Origin of the sequence: Kutzneria sp. 744 (assembly GCF_000568255.1) — a bacterium.
In the GTDB taxonomy this organism is placed as follows: domain Bacteria; phylum Actinomycetota; class Actinomycetes; order Mycobacteriales; family Pseudonocardiaceae; genus Kutzneria.
Genome location: NZ_KK037166.1, coordinates 5,934,646 through 5,951,952, shown reverse-complemented (window position 1 = coordinate 5,951,952; position 17,307 = coordinate 5,934,646). Strand labels below are relative to the sequence as shown.

General features: G+C 71.0%; 17 protein-coding genes and 1 pseudogene. 13 read left to right on the top strand and 5 right to left on the bottom strand.

The annotated features are described in order from the left end of the window. Nucleotides 1-24: 24 nt before the first annotated feature. From KUTG_RS26915 to KUTG_RS26880, 8 genes are all read left to right on the top strand, one after another. Nucleotides 25-942, top strand: a complete 918-nt coding sequence (locus KUTG_RS26915) for an ABC transporter ATP-binding protein (protein WP_043720642.1) — start codon at nucleotides 25-27, stop codon at nucleotides 940-942. Continuing rightward, nucleotides 939-1,667, top strand: a complete 729-nt coding sequence (locus tag KUTG_RS26910; RefSeq protein ID WP_043720640.1) for an ABC transporter permease — start codon at nucleotides 939-941, stop codon at nucleotides 1,665-1,667. Before KUTG_RS26915 ends, KUTG_RS26910 begins: the two co-directional genes overlap by 4 nt. A 186-nt stretch (nucleotides 1,668-1,853) precedes the next feature. Beyond that, the gene (locus tag KUTG_RS26905) at nucleotides 1,854-2,753 is read left to right on the top strand and encodes an ABC transporter ATP-binding protein (RefSeq protein WP_043720638.1); all 900 of its coding nucleotides are present in this window, start codon (nucleotides 1,854-1,856) and stop codon (nucleotides 2,751-2,753) included. 195 nt (nucleotides 2,754-2,948) lie between these two features. Next, nucleotides 2,949-3,461: a hypothetical protein gene (locus KUTG_RS26900; RefSeq protein WP_232240965.1), complete on the top strand. Its 513-nt coding sequence runs from the start codon at nucleotides 2,949-2,951 to the stop codon at nucleotides 3,459-3,461. A gap of 89 nt (nucleotides 3,462-3,550) precedes the next feature. Then, on the top strand, nucleotides 3,551-4,198 hold the full coding sequence (trmB, locus tag KUTG_RS26895; protein ID WP_232241489.1) for a tRNA (guanosine(46)-N7)-methyltransferase TrmB: 648 nt from the start codon (nucleotides 3,551-3,553) through the stop codon (nucleotides 4,196-4,198). 155 nt (nucleotides 4,199-4,353) lie between these two features. Next, on the top strand, nucleotides 4,354-5,481 hold the full coding sequence (locus tag KUTG_RS26890) for a nitric oxide synthase oxygenase (RefSeq protein ID WP_232240964.1): 1,128 nt from the start codon (nucleotides 4,354-4,356) through the stop codon (nucleotides 5,479-5,481). 266 nt (nucleotides 5,482-5,747) lie between these two features. Beyond that, complete coding sequence (locus KUTG_RS26885) at nucleotides 5,748-6,911, top strand: sensor histidine kinase (RefSeq protein WP_043730751.1); 1,164 nt, start codon at nucleotides 5,748-5,750, stop codon at nucleotides 6,909-6,911. Between the two features lie 12 nt (nucleotides 6,912-6,923). Then, nucleotides 6,924-8,261, top strand: a complete 1,338-nt coding sequence (locus tag KUTG_RS26880) for an amidohydrolase family protein (protein WP_157494785.1) — start codon at nucleotides 6,924-6,926, stop codon at nucleotides 8,259-8,261. Between the two features lies 1 nt (nucleotide 8,262). Here the strand turns inward: KUTG_RS26880 and KUTG_RS26875 are convergent, their stop codons facing one another. Then, nucleotides 8,263-9,180, bottom strand: coding sequence for a DMT family transporter (locus KUTG_RS26875; RefSeq protein ID WP_052395455.1), 918 nt, complete (start codon nucleotides 9,178-9,180; stop codon nucleotides 8,263-8,265). 83 nt (nucleotides 9,181-9,263) lie between these two features. Here KUTG_RS26875 and KUTG_RS26870 point away from each other — a divergent pair, with 83 nt between their 5' ends. After that, on the top strand, nucleotides 9,264-10,172 hold the full coding sequence (locus KUTG_RS26870) for a LysR family transcriptional regulator (protein ID WP_232240962.1): 909 nt from the start codon (nucleotides 9,264-9,266) through the stop codon (nucleotides 10,170-10,172). Here KUTG_RS26870 and KUTG_RS26865 read toward each other — a convergent pair. Further along, nucleotides 10,147-10,830 carry an SDR family oxidoreductase gene (locus tag KUTG_RS26865; RefSeq protein WP_043720632.1) on the bottom strand — a complete coding sequence of 228 codons (684 nt, stop codon included), beginning with the start codon at nucleotides 10,828-10,830 and terminating at the stop codon, nucleotides 10,147-10,149. The genes KUTG_RS26870 and KUTG_RS26865 overlap by 26 nt on opposite strands. Before the next feature lie 211 nt (nucleotides 10,831-11,041). Here KUTG_RS26865 and KUTG_RS26860 point away from each other — a divergent pair, with 211 nt between their 5' ends. Further along, nucleotides 11,042-12,022 (top strand): hypothetical protein, encoded by a 981-nt coding sequence (locus tag KUTG_RS26860; protein WP_043720631.1) that lies wholly within the window; start codon nucleotides 11,042-11,044, stop codon nucleotides 12,020-12,022. On the opposite strand, the gene KUTG_RS26855 is transcribed toward KUTG_RS26860, so the two are convergent. Beyond that, nucleotides 11,992-12,963 (bottom strand): GDSL-type esterase/lipase family protein, encoded by a 972-nt coding sequence (locus KUTG_RS26855; RefSeq protein ID WP_052395454.1) that lies wholly within the window; start codon nucleotides 12,961-12,963, stop codon nucleotides 11,992-11,994. The two genes, KUTG_RS26860 and KUTG_RS26855, sit on opposite strands and share 31 nt — an antisense overlap. Before the next feature lies 1 nt (nucleotide 12,964). Continuing rightward, nucleotides 12,965-13,675 carry a type 1 glutamine amidotransferase domain-containing protein gene (locus tag KUTG_RS26850; protein WP_052395453.1) on the bottom strand — a complete coding sequence of 237 codons (711 nt, stop codon included), beginning with the start codon at nucleotides 13,673-13,675 and terminating at the stop codon, nucleotides 12,965-12,967. Between the two features lie 364 nt (nucleotides 13,676-14,039). On the opposite strand from KUTG_RS26850, the pseudogene KUTG_RS66420 reads away from it, so the two are divergent. After that, nucleotides 14,040-14,653 (top strand): annotated as a pseudogene (locus KUTG_RS66420) (DNA-processing protein DprA). Between the two features lie 164 nt (nucleotides 14,654-14,817). Further along, nucleotides 14,818-15,405: a phosphoribosyltransferase gene (locus KUTG_RS26840; RefSeq protein ID WP_157494784.1), complete on the top strand. Its 588-nt coding sequence runs from the start codon at nucleotides 14,818-14,820 to the stop codon at nucleotides 15,403-15,405. Here the strand turns inward: KUTG_RS26840 and KUTG_RS26835 are convergent. Then, nucleotides 15,402-16,478, bottom strand: a complete 1,077-nt coding sequence (locus KUTG_RS26835) for an inositol-3-phosphate synthase (RefSeq protein ID WP_043720627.1) — start codon at nucleotides 16,476-16,478, stop codon at nucleotides 15,402-15,404. The two genes, KUTG_RS26840 and KUTG_RS26835, sit on opposite strands and share 4 nt — an antisense overlap. A 205-nt stretch (nucleotides 16,479-16,683) precedes the next feature. Between KUTG_RS26835 and KUTG_RS26830 the strand changes: the two genes are divergently transcribed. Beyond that, on the top strand, nucleotides 16,684-17,088 hold the full coding sequence (locus tag KUTG_RS26830) for a DUF5318 domain-containing protein (protein WP_043720625.1): 405 nt from the start codon (nucleotides 16,684-16,686) through the stop codon (nucleotides 17,086-17,088). Nucleotides 17,089-17,307 lie beyond the last annotated feature (219 nt).

Genomic DNA, 17,307 nt, shown 5'->3' with positions numbered 1-17,307 from the left:
GCATGGGCACAGCATGCTTGACCCATGATCGAGGCAATCGGCCTGACCAAACGCTACGGCCGGACCGTGGCGGTGCGGGACCTGTCGTTCACGGTCCAGCCGGGCCGAGTGACGGGATTCCTGGGGCCCAACGGCGCCGGCAAGTCCACCACCATGCGCATGATCCTGGGCCTCGACCGGCCGAGCGAGGGCCGGGTGCTCATCGACGGCCGGCCGTATCACGAGCTCAGGCCGCCGATGCGCACGGTCGGCGCGCTGCTGGACGCGAAGTGGGTGCATCCCAACCGGTCGGCCCGCAACCACCTGCGCTGGCTGGCCAAGGCCACCCGGCTGCCGTCGACCCGGGTCGACGAGGTGCTGGCCCAGGTCGGGCTGACGGCCGTCGCCGACAAGCGGGCCGGCGGCTTCTCGCTGGGCATGTCCCAGCGGCTGGGCATCGCCGCCGCGCTGCTCGGCGACCCGCAGGTGCTGCTGTTCGACGAGCCGGTCAACGGCCTCGACCCGGAGGGCATCCTGTGGATCCGCCGGTTCATGCAGGGCCTGGCCGAGCAGGGCCGCACGGTGCTCGTGTCCAGCCATCTGTTGTCGGAGATGGCGCAGACGGCCGAGGACCTGATCGTCATCGGGCGCGGCCAGCTGATCTCGCAGGGCAGCACCTCGGCCTTCATCGGCGGGGCGACCGAGACGACCGTGCTGGTGCGCAGCCCGCAGGCCGCGAAGCTGGCGGAAGTGGTGACCCAGTGGGGCATGTCGGTGCGTATCACGGATGATGACGCGCTGGTGATCAGCGGCGGCAGCAGCGACCAGATCGGCGAGATGGCCGCGACGCACGGCGTCGTGCTGCACGAGCTGAGCCCGCAGCAGGGTTCGCTTGAGGAGGCGTTCATGCGGTTGACCGGTCACGCGGTCGAGTACCAGGCGGACGAGGTGACCGTGGCATGACGCTGCTGGCCGTCGAGCGGATCAAGCTCTTCTCCACCCGTGCCCCGGTGTGGTGCGTCGCCACCGCGCTGGCGCTGACCATCGGCGCCACCGCCGGCCTGGTCTGGCTGAACGCCCGGCACAGCGACGGGGTGTCGCCGGAGAGCACGCAGACCCTCTACATCCTGGGCCTGGCCGTCACCATGGTGATGGCCACGCTGTCGGTCACCACCGAGTACCGCTTCGGCACGATCAAGGCCACCTTCCAGGCCGTGCCCAGCCGGACCCGGGCGCTGCTGGCCAAGGCGACCGTGCTGGCGCTGGTCGCCGGCTTCGTCGGCGAGATCTCGTCGTTCGGCTCGTGGGGCGTGGCCCGGCTGATCACCGGCAGCCCGCACACCGACATCGCCACCGCCGACGAGTGGCGGGAGATCGCCGGCATGGGCCTGGTCTACGCCGTCGCCGCGGTGCTGGCCGTCGCCGTGGGCGCGCTGCTGCGGCAGAGCGCGGCGGCCGTGGCCATCCTGCTGCTGTTCCCGCTGCTGGTCGAACAGCTGGTGGAGATCGTCCCGGGGGTGGGCGAGCGGCTGCACGACTGGATGCCGTTCGTGGCCGCGAGCCAGTTCGCCGGCACCGTCGACCCGACCCTGCCCTACGGCCCGTGGGGCGGGCTCGCGTACTTCGCCGCGGTGGCCGCGGTCCTGCTGGTCGCCGCCCTCGTGGTGGTCGAAAAAAGAGACGCCTGAACCGCGTCATGACGGCGCACGTGTGCCGTCACACGGGTACAGGGGCTGGGGAACGAGTGGGAATCGGGGCCCGCTCGGACGATGGTCCGGACCGCCGATCGGGGGGCGGCCCGGACCATCGATCCCTGGCATCGCAGGTCGACGCCTGATTCTCGGCGCCCCCGGATTCCCTGGGATCATGCGGACATGATCGAAGCGGTGGGGCTGACCAAACGCTACGGCCGGACCGTCGCCGTCGACGATCTGTCCTTCACCGCCCGGCCCGGCGTGGTCACCGGCTTTCTCGGGCCCAACGGCGCCGGCAAGTCCACCGCCATGCGCCTGGTGCTCGGCCTCGACCGGTCGGACACCGGCTTCGTGCTCATCGACGGTCGGCGGTTCGGCGAACTGCGGCGGCCATTACGCGTGATCGGCGGCCTGCTCGACGCCACGTGGGTCCATCCGCACCGCACCGCCCGCGACCACCTGCGTTGGCTGGCCCGAGCCGCCGACATGCCAAGGACCCGCGTGGACGAGGTGCTCGACCTGGTCGGCCTGACCAAGGTGGCGCGCAGTCCGGCCGGCGACTTCTCGCTCGGCATGGCCCAGCGGCTGGGCATCGCCGCCGCGCTGGTCGGCGACCCGTCGGTGCTGCTGTTCGACGAGCCGGTCAACGGGTTGGATCCACAGGGCATCGCCTGGATCCGCAAGCTGATGCGCACGATGGCCGACAACGGCCGGACCGTGCTGGTGTCCAGCCACCTTCTCGCGGAAATGGCGCAGACCGCCGACGAGTTGATCGTGATCGGCCGCGGGCGGTTGATCGCGCAATGTCCCACTGCCCAATTCATCAGCGAGGCGACGGAGTCGTCCGTTCGTGTTCGCACCGCCCAGGTGGAACGATTGCAGACAGCATTGGTCCACAAAGGCGCGACGGTACGACATGAGCCTGGCGCACTTGTCGTCACCGGCCTCGACGCGGCCCAGATCGGCGAGTTGGCCGCCGCGCACGGCGTCGTGCTGCACGAGCTGAGCCCTCGTCGGGGCTCGCTCGAAGAGGCCTATCTCCACCATACTGGAGACGCGGCGGACCACCAGGCCGGATGATCACCTGTTTGGTCCAGACCAAGTCGCGTTCGGTGGTTCGCCGGCACGAATGGCGTAAGAAGTGCATGAAAACCACGTGAACTCCCGCACAGCACCGTGCCAAATGCGGTCAAAGATGATCGTATCGAGTTAATCCCGTCAGGCAGCCCTTGGAGGTGAGCGGTGGCGGTGACTGAATCGCACCCCCGTCGGAACGTGAAGAAGCAAGTGCGAGTGGAGCCGACGGCCACGCTGGAGTGGTCGCAGGCCGTCGAGTTGGCCGGCATGCCCAAGGACCCCACCGGGCCCGCCGACATCCGGCGCGCATGGATCCATCGGGCCCCCGAGCGGCAGGTCGTCGGCCTGTACCGGGTGCTCGGCAAGTTCGAGCCGGACCTGCCCGCGCCCTGGTGGCTGCGGGCGCTGGCCGCCGGCGGGCTGCCCACCCGCAAGGCCGCCTTCCGCATGGAGGACGAGGTCGGCGAGCTGCTGGCCGCCCGCCCGGGCTGGGTCTACGTGCCCTGGGAGGACGGCTACTGGGAATACGTGCCGTCCGAGGCCTACGCCGCCGGCGAGGCGCCGACCGTGCCCACCACCGTGGTGTTCACCGCCCGCCATCGCGGTTGGCTGGACGTGCTGCCGGCACACCGGGGCAACGTGCCGAAGTTGATCGCCGTGCGCGGCCTGGACGACCTGGTGACCAGGCTGGACGACATCGAGGCGACCTGATCTGGAAGAGTCTGGCAATCGTGAGCCCGACAGATCAGCGTCCACCGCACCACCGTTCCATCGTTTCCTACGTCCAGCGCGGCGAGCGGATGACCGTCGGCCAGCAGCGGGCCTGGGACACCCGGTGGCCCCAACTGGGCCAGGATGTCAAGGCGCTGCCGCCCGGTCCGCTCGCGCTGGACGAGTGGTTCGGCCGCTCGGCCCCCGTCCTGCTGGAGATCGGCTCCGGCATGGGCGAGACCACCTCGCAGCTCGCCGCCGCGCAGCCGGAGCTCAACTACCTCGCCTGTGAGGTGTACAAGCCGGGCCTGGCCCAGCTCATCCTGCGGGCCGACGTGCTCGGGGTCGACACCCTGCGGCTGCTGCGCGGCGACGCCGTGACCGTGCTGACCGACCACCTGGAGCCCGAGTCGCTCAGCGGCGTGCGGCTGTTCTTCCCGGACCCGTGGCCGAAGGCCAAGCACCACAAGCGGCGCATCGTGCAGCCCGCCTTCGTCGAGCTGATCGCGTCCCGGCTCGTGCCCGGCGGCGTGTTCCACATGGCCACCGACTGGGAGGAGTACGCGGAGCAGATGATGACTGTCTGTAGCGCCGAGACTCGGTTGCGCAACGTGCACGCCGATCAGCCGGGCGGGTGGGCGCCCCGACCCGACTGGCGGCCCGTCACGAAGTTCGAGAACCGGGCCGTCGAGGAGGGCCGGATCAGCCACGACCTGATGTTCGCCAAGGTCGACTAGGGTCACCCGACCGAGTGCTCAAGTCTCGGGCCGGTGGCGACGAGTCGAACACTCTCGGTCGAGCCTTCACCCGTTCGGGCGGAGATCCACTAGTCCGAGGTGTGCCCCTTCTGGCAGTGACGAGTGAGGCCGGGCGGCGGTTACGGTTGCCGACCGTGACGGCTTTGGCAACCCTCCCTGCTCTCGACTGCGTGGACCTCGACGCCGCCGAGGAGTTCCTCCGCATGTTCCACGACGCGCACCCCGACGCCGGGCCGGTGGGCCAACGGCTGACCGAGGTGCGGACCGAGATCGCCGACACCGGGACGTATCGGCACACGCCGCAGGAACTCGCCTACGGCGCGCGGGTCGCACTGCGCGACAGCGGCTGGTGCACCAGCGGCGTGCCCTGGCGTCGGCTGAAAGTCCGTGACCTGCGCGGGCTGCGCAACGCGCCCGCCGTCGCAGCCGAGTGCATGCAGCACCTGCGGCTGTCCACCAACAGCGGGCAGATCCAGCCGCTGGTGACCGTGTTCGCCCCGGACACCCCGTCCACGCCCGGGCCGTGCATCTGGAATGAGCAGCTGGTGCGCTACGCCGGCTATCGCGACGCCACCGGCCGCGTCGTCGGCGACCCGCGCTACGTCGACTTCACCGAGGCCGTCACCGCCATGGGCTGGCGGCCGCCGACCCAGCGGGGCCGCTTCGACCACCTGCCGCTGGTGGTGGAGACCGCGCACGAGGGGCCGCAGCTGTTCACCGTGCCGCGGGACGTAATCCAGGAGGTGCCGCTGGAGCACCCGGACCTGTCGTGGTTCGTCGAGCTGGGGCTGCGCTGGCACGCCGTGCCCGTGATCAGCAACATGCGGCTGGTCATCGGCGGCGTCACCTATCCGGCCGCGCCGTTCAACAGCTGGTTCGTGGGGGCCGAGATCGGCACCCGCAGCCTGGCCGACGAGGGCGCGTACGCCGTGGCCAGGGAGGTCGCCAAGCGGCTCGGGCTGGACACCCGCACCGAGCGGACGCTGTGGCGCGATCGGGCAACCGTCGAGCTCAACCGGGCAGTGCTGCATTCCTTCGACGCCGCCCAGGTGACCATCACCGACCACCACGCCGAGGCGCTGCACCGCTTGGCCTGGCTGCGTTCCCGGCAGCGGGCCGGCGGCAACCGGCCCTCGTTCCGTATCGACTCGACGACGGCGCAGCGGGCCAGGCAGGGCACTCCGGCCCGGTTCGCCGACACCGTGAGCACCGAGCCGCACGGCGGGCGACTGGCTGCCCTGCTGCGCAAACGCCTTGGCTGAGCGCTACTTCGTCTGCTCGCTGTCGACCAGGATCCCGGTCACCACCATGACCGCCAGCACCAGCAGACCGACCACCGCACCGCTGTAGGTCATCACCGTTGCGAACATCCCGCACCCCTTGTCTCCGACGTTGGCTCAACTGTCGTCGGCGAGCGCGTCATCGGGCGTCGGCCTGGCGCATCGACCTCGGCTACGCCGCAGGTCTGACCGGGCACCCGCCCACAGGCTGACGGCATCGGCCCCGGCTACGCCCTACGGTGGCCCACGTGGAGAACGGGTATCTCGGCTGGCGGGCGCTGGCCCGTCGGCAGTGGCCGCTGGCCACCGCTCTCGTGCTGCTGCTGTTCTTTCAGATGGTGGCGTGGCGCGGCATGGCGCCGGGGATGTGGCTGCTGCTGCCGGCCGACCTGATCGTCTGCGTGCTGGCCGTGGTCTGCCCGCGCCGTCCCTTCGACGCCGCGCTGGCCGCCGCGATCGCCATCGCCGGCAGCTCGCTGCTGCTGCACGGCCTGCGCCTGGTGGAGATCGGCGGCGAGATCGTGCCGCTGGCCGCCGCCATGGCGATCACCGCCATCACGGTCCGGCAGTCGTCGCGCGGGCGGGCGATCATCGGCACCGCCGCCCTGGCGTGCGCGTGGGCGGTCACCGCGTACCTCGATCGCCAGACGTACGCCGAGGACAGCGACCCCGCCGGCATCGGCAACATCGTCGCGATCATGGTGGTCTGTTTCGGCCTCGGCGTCGGCACCGGCCTGTACTTCCGGGCCCGCGACCGGGAACGCCGCCGATCCGAGTCTGCCTCGGTCGCCGCCGCCCAGCAGGCCGAGCGGCTGGCCCTGGCCCGTGAGCTGCACGACGTCGTCGCGCACTACGTGACCGGCATCGTCGTGCACTCGCAGGCCGCCGAGGCCATCGCCGACCAGAACCCCGACGCCGCCCGGCAGGTGCTGCCGATCATCACCGCCAGCGGGCACGAGGCGCTGGCCGCCATGCGCCGCCTCGTCGGCACCCTGCGCGGCACCGAGGCGGTGCCCACCAGCCGTGACAACGACGAGCTGACCGCCCAGATCAAGCGAACCGTCGATCAGGTCGGCGGGCCGGTGCGGCTCGATGTGCAGCTGTCGGAGGCCGTGCCGCCCGAGCTGGCCCAGTCCGTGATCCGGCTCGTGCAGGAGTCGCTGACCAACGCCCGCAAGCACGCCGCCGGCGTCCGCCGGATCGATGTGGACGTCCGGACCTCCGACGGCGCCGTGTGGGTGCGGGTCGCCGACGACGGAACCGGTCAGCACAGCAGCCCCGTCGGCGGGTCCGGCGGTTTCGGGCTCGTCGGCATGCGGGAGCGGGTCGAGCTGCTCGGCGGCACCTTCAGCGCCGGTCCCACCGGGGGCAGCGGCTGGACGGTGGTGGCCGAGCTGCCGCTGGGCGGATGACAGAATCCGGTCATGTCTGAGGCTTTCCGGCTCCATGCCCCCGTCGTGCTGCCCTGCGACGCGTCCTGCTCCGTCGTGCGCGACGCCGTCGTCGACGTGCTGGCCGACGGCCGCCTCGGCTACGTCGGTCCCGCCTCCAACGCCCCGGCCCTGCCGGCCGGCGTTCCCGTGCGGGAGCTGTCCGGGATCCTGCTGCCCGGCCTGATCAACACCCACGCCCACAGCCCCATGACCGTGCTGCGGGGCATGGGCGGCGACCTGCCGCTGATGTCGTGGCTGCAGGACGTCATCTGGCCCGCCGAGGGGCGCCTCGACGGCGACGACGTGCGGGCCGGCATGCGCCTCGGGGCCCTGGAGATGCTGCGGCACGGCGTCACCACCAGCGTCGAGATGTACTTCTACGCCGAGCAGATGGTCGAGGCCGTGCTGGAGGTCGGCTCCCGCATGGTGCTCACCCCCGCCGTCATCGCCGCCCCCGGCTGGGACCGGCTCGGCAGCTGGCTGCATATGACCGACCAGATCAGCGCATGGATCGACGCCGACGGCCTCCGCTTCGGGCCTGGCGAGCGCATCGAGCTCGGTTACGGGCCCCACTCCGCCTACACCCTGCCCGCCGAGGCCCTCCCCGTCGTCGCCGCCGAGGCCAAGCAGCGCGGCGCCCTGCTGCACATCCACGTCGCCGAGTCCCTCGCCGAGGACCAGCACGTGCGCGAGGCCCACGGCTCCGTTCCCTTGCTGCTCAACTCGCTGGGCGTCTTCGGCGGCCGCGTCCTCACCGCCCACTCCGTGCATCTGTCCGATGTGGACATCCAGCTCTACGCCGCGAACGGTGTCGGCGTCGCCCACTGCCCCGGCTCCAACGCCAAGCTCGCCTCCGGCACCGCCCGGCTGCTGGACCTGCGCCGCCACGGCGTCGCCGTCGGCCTCGGCACCGACGGTCCCGCCTCCAATGACGACCTGGACCTGTGGGAGGAGATCCAGCTCTCCGCCATGCTGGCCCGCCTCGGCTCCGCCGACGCCGCCGCCCTCACCGCCGCCCAGGCCCTGCTCCTGGCCACGCGCGGCGGCGCCTCCGCCATCGGCCGCACCGACCTCGGCACCCTCGCCCCCGGCTACTGGGCCGACCTCGTGCACATCGACCTCGACGACCCCGCCTTCGCCGCCGGCCTCGACGTCCCCGACCCCCAGCTCCTGTCCAACCTCGTCTGGGCCGCCGGCTCCCGCCGCGTCCGCGACGTCTGGGTCGCCGGCTCCGCCGTCGTCGCCGCCGGCAATCCCCCCACGTCGACCGCGCCGCCGCCTCCGCCGAGGTCCGCAAGGTCACTTTTTTTTCTGCTCGCCGACGCCTGACCTAGGCGGCCGCTTCGCAGGTCTCCTGCGTGGCGGCAGTCTCGACAACCCGAGGCTTGGGCCTGCGGCGGCTGATGGCCACGCCGGCCAGGCACAGGGCACCGCCGAGCAGGCCGAGGGCGGTCGGGGTCTCGCCGAGCGTCGCCCACGACACGAGCACGGCAATGCCCGGGACGCACAGCGTCGTGGCGGCCATGCGGCCGGCATCGGTGCGGGCCAGGGCGTAGGCCCAGGTGGTGAAGGCGATCGCGGTGGGTCCGACGCCCAGGAACACGACGCCGGCGATCGCCGCGCCGGAGGCGTGGCCGAGCTCGACCACCGCCTGCGGGGCGAACGGCAGCGTGGCGACCAGGCCGGCGGCACAGCCGACCCAGGTCGCGGTGACCGCGTCGACCGAGCGCAGCGCGACCTTCTGCATCAGCACCCCCGCGGCGTAGAGCACGGCGGTGACCAGGCCCAACACGATGCCCAGCGTGTCGACCACACCGCCGCCGTCCCCGCCGAGGGCGATCACGAGAACCCCGGTGAAGGCGACGAGCATGCCGATCACCACTGGCCGCGGGAAGCCCTCGCGGAACACAACTCCGGCGACCACGGCGACCAGGATCGGTGCGACGTTGACCAGCAGCGCGGCGGTGCCGGCGTCCAGGTGCCGTTCGGCCCAGTTGAGCACGACCGTGTAGCCGGCGAACCAGAGCACGCCGTAGCCGAGCACGAAGGCGAGCGCCCGCCCGCGAGGCAGCGGGCGGCGGTAGCGAAGGGCCACAACCGCCAGCGCGATCGTGCCGACGGTCAACCGTCCGAAGGCGAGCGAGCCGGGGGACAGGTCATCGCCGACCGCGCGGATGACGACAAAGGCGGACGCCCAGAGCAGCACAGTCGTCACAACTGCGGCCAGGGCCCGGTGCTTGAGTGGCATGTCGTCGACGATGGCCCGACGAAAACGTAAGCACAAGCAAGAAAAACCGCATGATTGTTCAGTGCGACTGTAGTGTCGAGGTCATGGACATTCACCGGCTCCGCGTGCTGCGCGCGGTCGTGGCGGACGGTTCGATCCGCGGCGCCGCGACGAGCCTCGGCTACACCCCGTCGGCGATCAGCCAGCACATCACCGCGCTGCAGAAGGAAACCGGGCTCACGCTCGTGCAACGCGCCGGCCGGAGCATCGAGCCGACGGTGGCCGGCCGCACGGTGGCGGCCCACGCGGCCCGGGTCTTCGAACGGCTCGCCGAGCTGGAATTGGTGGTCTCCGACCTGCGGGCGGGCCGGGTCGGCACCCTGTCGGTGAGCTACTTCGCCTCGGCCGGAGCCGTCTGGATCCCGCCCATGGTCGCCACGCTCGCCCGCGAGTTCCCCGGGCTCCGTCTCGACCTGCGGCTGATCGAACTGGTCGGCGCGGACGCGGGCCAGCCGGACATCGCGATCTTCGTAGACGGCACGGAACCCGCCGACACCAGGGGATATCGGGTGCGCGCGCTGCTCACCGAGCCCTACTTCGCCGTCGTGCCGCGCGGCTCCGCGCTGGCCGACCGGGTCGAGGTGGACCTGGTGGAGCTGCGCGACGAGGCCTGGGTGGACAACGACGTGGCCCGCGGCGCCTGCCGGCAGGCGGTGCTCGACGCCTGCTCGACGGTGGGCTTCAGCCCGGCCTTCCACATCGAGACCCAGGACTACCCGACCGCGATCAAGTTCGTGGCCGAGGGCATGGGCATCACCGTGATCCCCCGGCTCGGCCTCGGCGCGCTGCCGGAGTCGACCGTGGCCGTGCCGATCGTGAATCCCACGCCGCGACGGAGCATCTCGGTCCGGGTCCGCGACGCCGTCGCCGATCACCCGGCCGCGGTCAGGCTGCTTGACCTACTCGACGCCCATGTCGGGCGGGCGGCTAGCGCGGGCGGGGGCGGACGGTGAGGTCGGGGACGTGGGCGTCCGGGGGCGCGAGCAGGGCGAAGGTGACGGCCTGGGCGACGGACTCCGGCGTCAGGTAGTCGTTGGTACGGAACTCGCTACCCTCGGATTCACGGATGGCGCGCTGCATGTCGGTGGCGGTGCGGCCGGGGTAGACGGAGGTGACGCGGAGGGCGGGCTCCTCGGCGCGGAGGGCGTCGGCGTAGGCGCGGAGGGCGAACTTGCTGGCGGCATAGGCGCCCCAGTTGGGGTTGGCGTGCAGGCCGGCGCCGGAGTTGATGAGCACGACCTGGCCCGAGGCGGCGCGCAGCGCGGGCAGGAGGAGCCGGGTGAGCTCGGCGACCGCGACGACGTTGACCTCCAGGGTGGTCCGCCACACGTCGACGGGGGTCTCGGCGAGCAAGCCGAGGGTGGCGACGCCGGCGCTGTGCACGAGGACGTCGAGCCGGTCGATGGCGGAGGTGGCCTCGGCGACGGCGACGGCGTCGGAGAGCTCGACGGGCCAGGGGGTGGCGGAGGGGCACTGACCGGCGAAGGCCTTGAGGGCCTCGACATCGCGCCCGCCGAGCAGGAGGTCGTGGGTGGGGGCGAGTGCGGTGGCCACGGCGGCGCCGATGCCGCGGGAGGCGCCGGTGATCAAGGCGGTCGGTCGGGACGTCATGATCCCCAAGCTAACTCGTTCGAGCTGAGCACCGACACACCCGCACGGACCGCGCCCACGCCGACCACACTTGTTTCACGTGCAACCACGCCGTCCAACCTGCGAAAACCCACCCGAAGCGGTGAAATCGACCCCCGTCCGCCGGTCGAATCCCGGCGGCGGTGCGACGCTCGGAGATCGACAGAAGCGACCGGACGGGAGGGATTCCGTCATGGTGACTCGAACACTGGTCGTCGCGGCGGGCATCGTGCTCGCGGTGACGCTCGCGGTCCCGGCCGGAGCCGATCCGGTCGCGCCGGCGCCCGCGGCCTCGGGCGGCTCCAACTACGACTTCTACTACCTCGACGGCTGCTACCGGCAGCCCTACCAGGTCACGGCGGCGTTCGACAAAGCGCCGACGATCATCGCCTACCAGCTGGCCGGCATGAAGCGGGCCGGCCAGAACCGGCTGTCCATCGGCGTCTACCACCACCACGGCGCGGACGACGGCACGGCGATGGACTCCACCGGCGGCCACCTGGCGCCGCGCGGCCAGGAGAACCTCGCCGGCCTGCTCGCCGACATCAAGCAGGCGGGTTTCGCCGAGGTCACGGTGGTGGTGCATCCCTCGGACGGCAACAACCCGCGCACCTGGTCGTCCTGGCAGGACTCGATGTACGAGGAGAACTGGCAGCTGATCCAGTCCCTGCACCCGATCATCGCCGCCGCCGGGCTGCCGTTCCACCTCGACCTCGGCGGCGAGCTCACGGCGTCGACCGACGAGTCCCTGGTGCTGCGCTACGACCAGCAGCTGTGGCAGGCGTACACCGCGAAGTTCGGCCGCACCGACACCGTCGGCTTCTCCGTCAACGGCACCGACCCGGGCCAGGTTCTCAACGTGGGCAAGATGTACGGGTCCACCCAACCGTCCATGATGGACATCCACATCTACGGCGACGAGTACTCGCAGTTCGTCTACAACGACGATCGCCTGCGACAGCAGGGTTTCACCAGCCAGCCGCTGATCATCGGCGAGGCGTACTACAACGACAAGGAGGCGGCGAGCGGCTTCGCCCAGGCGACGCGCAAGACGGGACGGCAGATCTACTACCTCACGCAGTGGCCGAAAACCCGGGCCGGCGACACCGAATGCGCCCGGGTCGATGTCGCCCCGCCGACCAACTACGCCGAGTACGCCGCCGCCGGCTTCTGACCCAGCTCGTCCGCCAGCAGCGGCGAGATCCGCTCGGCCAGCGACTGGTAGCCGTCGGGGCCGAGGTGCAGGCCGTCCACCACCAGGTCCGCGTAGACCAGGTCCCGCCCGTCGATCACCCTCACGCCACGCGCCGCCGCGGCGACCAGGTCCCGGATGTCGGCCAGCGTCAGCCCGACCGCGTTGACCTCCCGCTCACGGGCCGGCGCCAGCGGCGGCGTGATCACCACGACCGGCTGGTCGGAGATCACCTCAAGGAAGCCCTCCAGCGCCGGGCCCAGCGTCCGCCGACTGAAGCTCGCCGCGTGATGGATGTCCACGCCGACGCACAGCGTCACCAGGTCCGGCTCCTGCTCACGGATCGTCCGCGCGACAACGGGATCGAGGTGGCACTCGCCGGAGAACCCCAGGCAGGTCAGCCGCCAGCCGTGCCGGCGGGCCACCTCCGCCGGCCAGGTCTGGCTCGGTCCGTCGACCAGCCGGCACTGCGTGATCGCGCTGCCGTACGCCACCCAGTGCGGGCCGGTGCGGCTCATCGCCCGGACCGTGCTGTGCGCCGCCAGCCGCAGCCGCCCGATCTTCGTCCGCCCGTAGTTCGGCAGCCACACGTCGACGTTGGCCGGCTGCCCCGGCAGCGCCACCGTCAGCACCTGCTCGCCCGGCCTGACCGCCATCCGGTGCGCCAGCTGGCCGTCGACCAGCACGTCCACCGGTGACGAGTAGTCCGGATCACCGAACAGCGGCATCGATAACAGGCGCGCGTCCGTGCGCATGCCCACCCGGACCCCGGCCGGCATACGCGCCAGCTCCGACAGCCTCGCCGTCGGAATCCGGTCCGCCGGCAGCCGCCACGGCTGCCACCAGTCGCCCGCGCGTCGAAGGTCGACCAGTCCGTCCCAGCTCAGCTGCGGGTCGTCCGGGTCGAGCCAGACCTCGCGCACCTCAGGTCGTCAGTAGTCGATCGAACCGGCGCGCGAACAGGTAGGCGTCCCCCGGCCAGCGGGCCGAGAGGTAGTTGCCGTCCTGCACCGCGAACGCCGGGCCGTCGTCGGTGGCCGTGCCTCTCACCGTCGAGATCGGGCCTCTGGAGAATCTGGCCCCGGTCGCGCGGACCTCGTCCTCCACGTACGCCGGATACGTCCGGTAGTAGCGGCCCAGCTTCCACGCCGTCGCGTAGTACGCCATGCGCTCCATGTACTTGGGCAGGCACGTCGTGCGCCGCTCCGCCAGCACCCCGGCCCGGGCCAGCACGATCACGCCGTGGCAGATCGCGCCCACCGGCCGCTCCAGCCGCCAGAACTCCGCCACCTTGGTCCGCAGCACCGCGCTGTCCAGGTACTGCCGCATGCCCGGGGCGTGGCCGCCGGCCAGGATCAGCCCGTCGTACTCCGACGGCTGGACCGCCTCCCACGCCACCGTCGCCGCGAACCCCGGGTCGGCCGTCAGCTCGTCGTAGAACCGCTTCGGCTCCGGCTCGGCCCCCAGCTGCCCGAAGATCACCCCGCTGAGCAGCCGCGGATCGGCCGCCGGCCGGACGCCCGCCCGCTCCGTCGCGAAGACCACCTGGTGCCCGGCGTCGGTCAGCAGCCGCCACGGCACCGCCACCTCGGTGACGTCGAAGTCGCTGTCCGGCAGGGGCATCAGGATTCGCACTCCGCGCATCCTGCCAGCACCCGAATGGGCGACACCAGTTACTGTGTCCGGCCGCCCGGGCAGCCAGATCGAACCCGCGTTCGACTAGGATGACCTGGTGGCGGCCAACCTCGAGCAAGCGGCCCTGCTGCTCGCACTGCGGCACAGCGACCGTGGCTGGGGCGCGGTGACCGCTGCCGTCGAGGAAGCCGGCTCGGCGCTGGAGATCCTTGACGACCTGCTCGCCCCGAGCAAGCCGACTCTGGACCATGTCGCCCGCGACCTGGACGGTGACCTGAAGCTGGTCGCCGAAGAGATCGACGGCTGGCGCGCGGAGGGCATTCATCTGGTCACCGTCCTGGATCAGGACTATCCGGTGCAGTTGATGCTGGTGCACCAACGGCCGCCGTTCCTGACCTGCCGCGGAATTCTCGACACAGAGGACATCACCGCTGTCTCTGTCGTAGGCAGCCGGCAGGCGAGCGCGGCCGGGCTGCGTCGGGCCAGGGTCGTGGCCAGCACCTTGGCCACCAACGGATTCACGGTAATGAGCGGCCTCGCCGCCGGCATCGACACCGCCGCGCACCGCGCCGCGATCGACGCCGGCACGCGCACCGTCGCGGTGGTCGGGACCGTCCTGCGACACTGCTATCCCGCCGAGAATCGGAGCTCCACACCGAGATTGCCCGAACCGGCGCGGTGCTCTCCCAGTTCTGGCCCGACGCCGGCCCGGCCAAACACCAGTTCCCAATGCGCAACGCCGTCATGAGCGGCTGCAGCATCGCCACGGTTGTCGTCGAGGCGGGGGAGCACAGCGGCGCGCGGATCCAGGCACGCGTCGCCGTCGAACACGGCCGGCATGTCTTCCTGTTGCCCGAGGTGCTGGCCAACCAATGGGCGATCGACCTGGCCCGACGCCCGAACACGACCGTTCTGGAGGGGCCGGAGCACCTGCTCCGGGTGCTCGGGGAGTTGACCGCGGAGCTGGTCCAGCTCTGAGCCCGCTCACCTGGGTAGCGGAAAGCTACCGAAACATTCTCGTGCCCGTGCCACCCGTCGGCCCTGGCGTGTGCTCGACCTGTCATCGCGACGCTCCGCTGCCGCATCGACAGTGCTACCGCTGCAACTCGCATCGAGAGCTGGCCGGTGACCAGCTGGCGGACGTGGTTGTCCCCATATCGATCGCGTTCGCCGGCGAGCAGTTCGCCCACGACCTACGTCAGTACAAGCGGTCTCCCCTGGAAGCGGCCCGCAAGGAGAAGCAGCGCCGGCTGGCCGTGGTGCTGGAGAACTATCTCCGGGCGCACGAGCGGTGCGTCGCCGCTGCATGCGGCGTGGCGGACTTCGACGTCGTGACGTCGGTGCCGAGCACGAGGGGCCTTGATCCCCATCCGTTGAGCGCAATGCTCAGCCGCACCATCGGGCAGACCCGCCCGCGGTATCGCGACCTGCTGCGGATCGGCGCGGACCTCGGCGAACGGGTATTTCACCCGGATCGCTTCGGCGCCTCCGACGACCTGCGGGGGCGGCGAGTGCTGCTCGTCGACGACACGTGGACCAGCGGTGCGAACGCCCAGTCGGCAGCCGCCCGGTTGCGGCTGGCCGGCGCCGAACGCGTCGCCGTCGTGGTGCTCGGGCGATGGTTCGACGCCGACCATGGACCGGCTGCTCCCTACGTCACGGATGTCCGCGGCGAACCCTTCGACTGGTTCACCTGCTGCTTGGACCGGTCACCGCACGGAGACCTCTAGCGCTCCAGCTCGCCGCGGATGAACTTCTCCACGGCGTCGTGGGCCACCGAGTCGGAGTACTGCTCGGGCGGCGACTTCATGAAGTAGGAGGAGGCGGACAGGATCGGTCCGCCGATGCCGCGGTCCAGGGCGATCTTGGCGGCGCGGACGGCGTCGATGATGATGCCGGCGGAGTTGGGGGAGTCCCAGACCTCCAGCTTGTACTCCAGGTTCAGCGGCACGTCGCCGAAGGCGCGGCCCTCCAGCCGGACGTAGGCCCACTTGCGGTCGTCGAGCCACTGCACGTAGTCGGACGGGCCGATGTGCACGTTGCGGGCCCCGAGGTCACGGTCGACCTGCGAGGTCACGGACTGGGTCTTGGAGATCTTCTTCGACTCCAGCCGGTCGCGCTCCAGCATGTTCTTGAAGTCCATGTTGCCGCCGACGTTGAGCTGCATGGTCCGGTCCAGCAGCACGCCCCGGTCCTCGAACAGCTTGGCCAGCACGCGGTGCGTGATGGTCGCCCCGACCTGCGACTTGATGTCGTCACCGACGATCGGCACGCCGGCCTCGGCGAACTTGGCGGCCCAGGCCGGGTCGGAGGCGATGAACACCGGCAGCGCGTTGACGAAGGCGACGTGAGCGTCGATGGCGCACTGGGCGTAGAAGCGGTCCGCCTCCTCGGAGCCGACCGGGAGGTAGGAGACCAGCACGTCGACCTGGGCGTCCCGCAGGGCCTTGACCACGTCGACCGGGTCCTCGTCGGACTCCTCGATCGTCTCCCGGTAGTACCGGCCGAGCCCGTCGAGGGTGTGCCCACGCTGAACGGGCACCCCGAGCGGCGGCACGTCGGCGATCTTGATGGTGTTGTTCTCGCTGGTCAGGATGGCCTCGGACAGGTCGAGGCCGACCTTCTTGGCGTCCACGTCGAACGCGGCGACGAACTCCACGTCCCGCACGTGGTACTCGCCGAACTGGACGTGCATCAGGCCGGGCACCCGCGTCCCCGGCTCGGCGTCCCGGTAGTAGTGCACCCCCTGCACCAGCGACGCCGCGCAGTTGCCGACGCCCACCACGGCTACCCGCACACTCATCCGGACTCCTCCTCGGTGTGATTGGCAGTACCAGTGCCAACGCGGCCCGGCGCACGTGCTGTTCCATCGCTGGTCAGCCCGGCTTTCCAGCCTCTCATGACCAGCTGCGCGCGACCTGCCGCTGTGGCGCGGGTGACACAGCGTGGCCGGGCGCTGCCCTGAACGGCCCATTGGGCCGTCACGGGGGCCACGTACCCTGTTGCGTGTGCGGACCCAGAGACAGGTGGTGGACTACGCGTTGCAGCGCCGTGCGCTGCTCGCGGAGGTCTACTCGGGCCGGGTCGGCACGATGGAGGTCTGTGACGCCAGCCCCTACCTGGTGCGGGCGGCGAAGTTCCACGGACAGCCGACGGAGACGAGCTGTCCGGTGTGTCGGAAAGAGCAGCTGACCTTGGTGTCCTGGGTCTACGGCGACGAGCTCAAGCACGTGGCCGGCTCGGCCCGCACTCCGGACGAACTGGACAGGATGGACTCCCTGTACGAGGAGTTCACCGTCTACGTCGTCGAAGTTTGCCGCACATGTAGTTGGAACCACCTGGTGCAGTCATACGTCCTGGGGACGGGCGGCTTGCGCGCACGCAAGCCGCGCCGGCGCACCGCTGCGGAGTGAACATCGCCCGCAGTCGCGGCGTCTAGCAGTAGAGACGATGGACCAGCACTACTGGTTGCCTACGTGGTGGGTACCGATCTGGAAGGCCGTTTGGTGAGTGACGAGCGTGGTGACGAGGCCCAGTGGCCGAGCTTCGACGAATCGGAGCAGCCCGGCCGCCGGGGCGGCGGTCAGCCGGCTTGGCCCGGTGAGCAGCCGCCGAGTCGGGGGCCCGGTGGG

Coding starts and splice junctions, on each gene's coding strand:
- KUTG_RS26915 (WP_043720642.1), top strand. CDS start 25: ATGATCGAGGCAATCGGCCTGACCAAACGCTACGGCCGGACCGTGGCG.
- KUTG_RS26910 (WP_043720640.1), top strand. CDS start 939: ATGACGCTGCTGGCCGTCGAGCGGATCAAGCTCTTCTCCACCCGTGCC.
- KUTG_RS26905 (WP_043720638.1), top strand. CDS start 1,854: ATGATCGAAGCGGTGGGGCTGACCAAACGCTACGGCCGGACCGTCGCC.
- trmB (WP_232241489.1), top strand. CDS start 3,551: ATGACCGTCGGCCAGCAGCGGGCCTGGGACACCCGGTGGCCCCAACTG.
- KUTG_RS26880 (WP_157494785.1), top strand. CDS start 6,924: ATGTCTGAGGCTTTCCGGCTCCATGCCCCCGTCGTGCTGCCCTGCGAC.
- KUTG_RS26875 (WP_052395455.1), bottom strand. CDS start 9,180: ATGCCACTCAAGCACCGGGCCCTGGCCGCAGTTGTGACGACTGTGCTG.
- KUTG_RS26870 (WP_232240962.1), top strand. CDS start 9,264: ATGGACATTCACCGGCTCCGCGTGCTGCGCGCGGTCGTGGCGGACGGT.
- KUTG_RS26865 (WP_043720632.1), bottom strand. CDS start 10,830: ATGACGTCCCGACCGACCGCCTTGATCACCGGCGCCTCCCGCGGCATC.
- KUTG_RS26860 (WP_043720631.1), top strand. CDS start 11,042: ATGGTGACTCGAACACTGGTCGTCGCGGCGGGCATCGTGCTCGCGGTG.
- KUTG_RS26835 (WP_043720627.1), bottom strand. CDS start 16,478: ATGAGTGTGCGGGTAGCCGTGGTGGGCGTCGGCAACTGCGCGGCGTCG.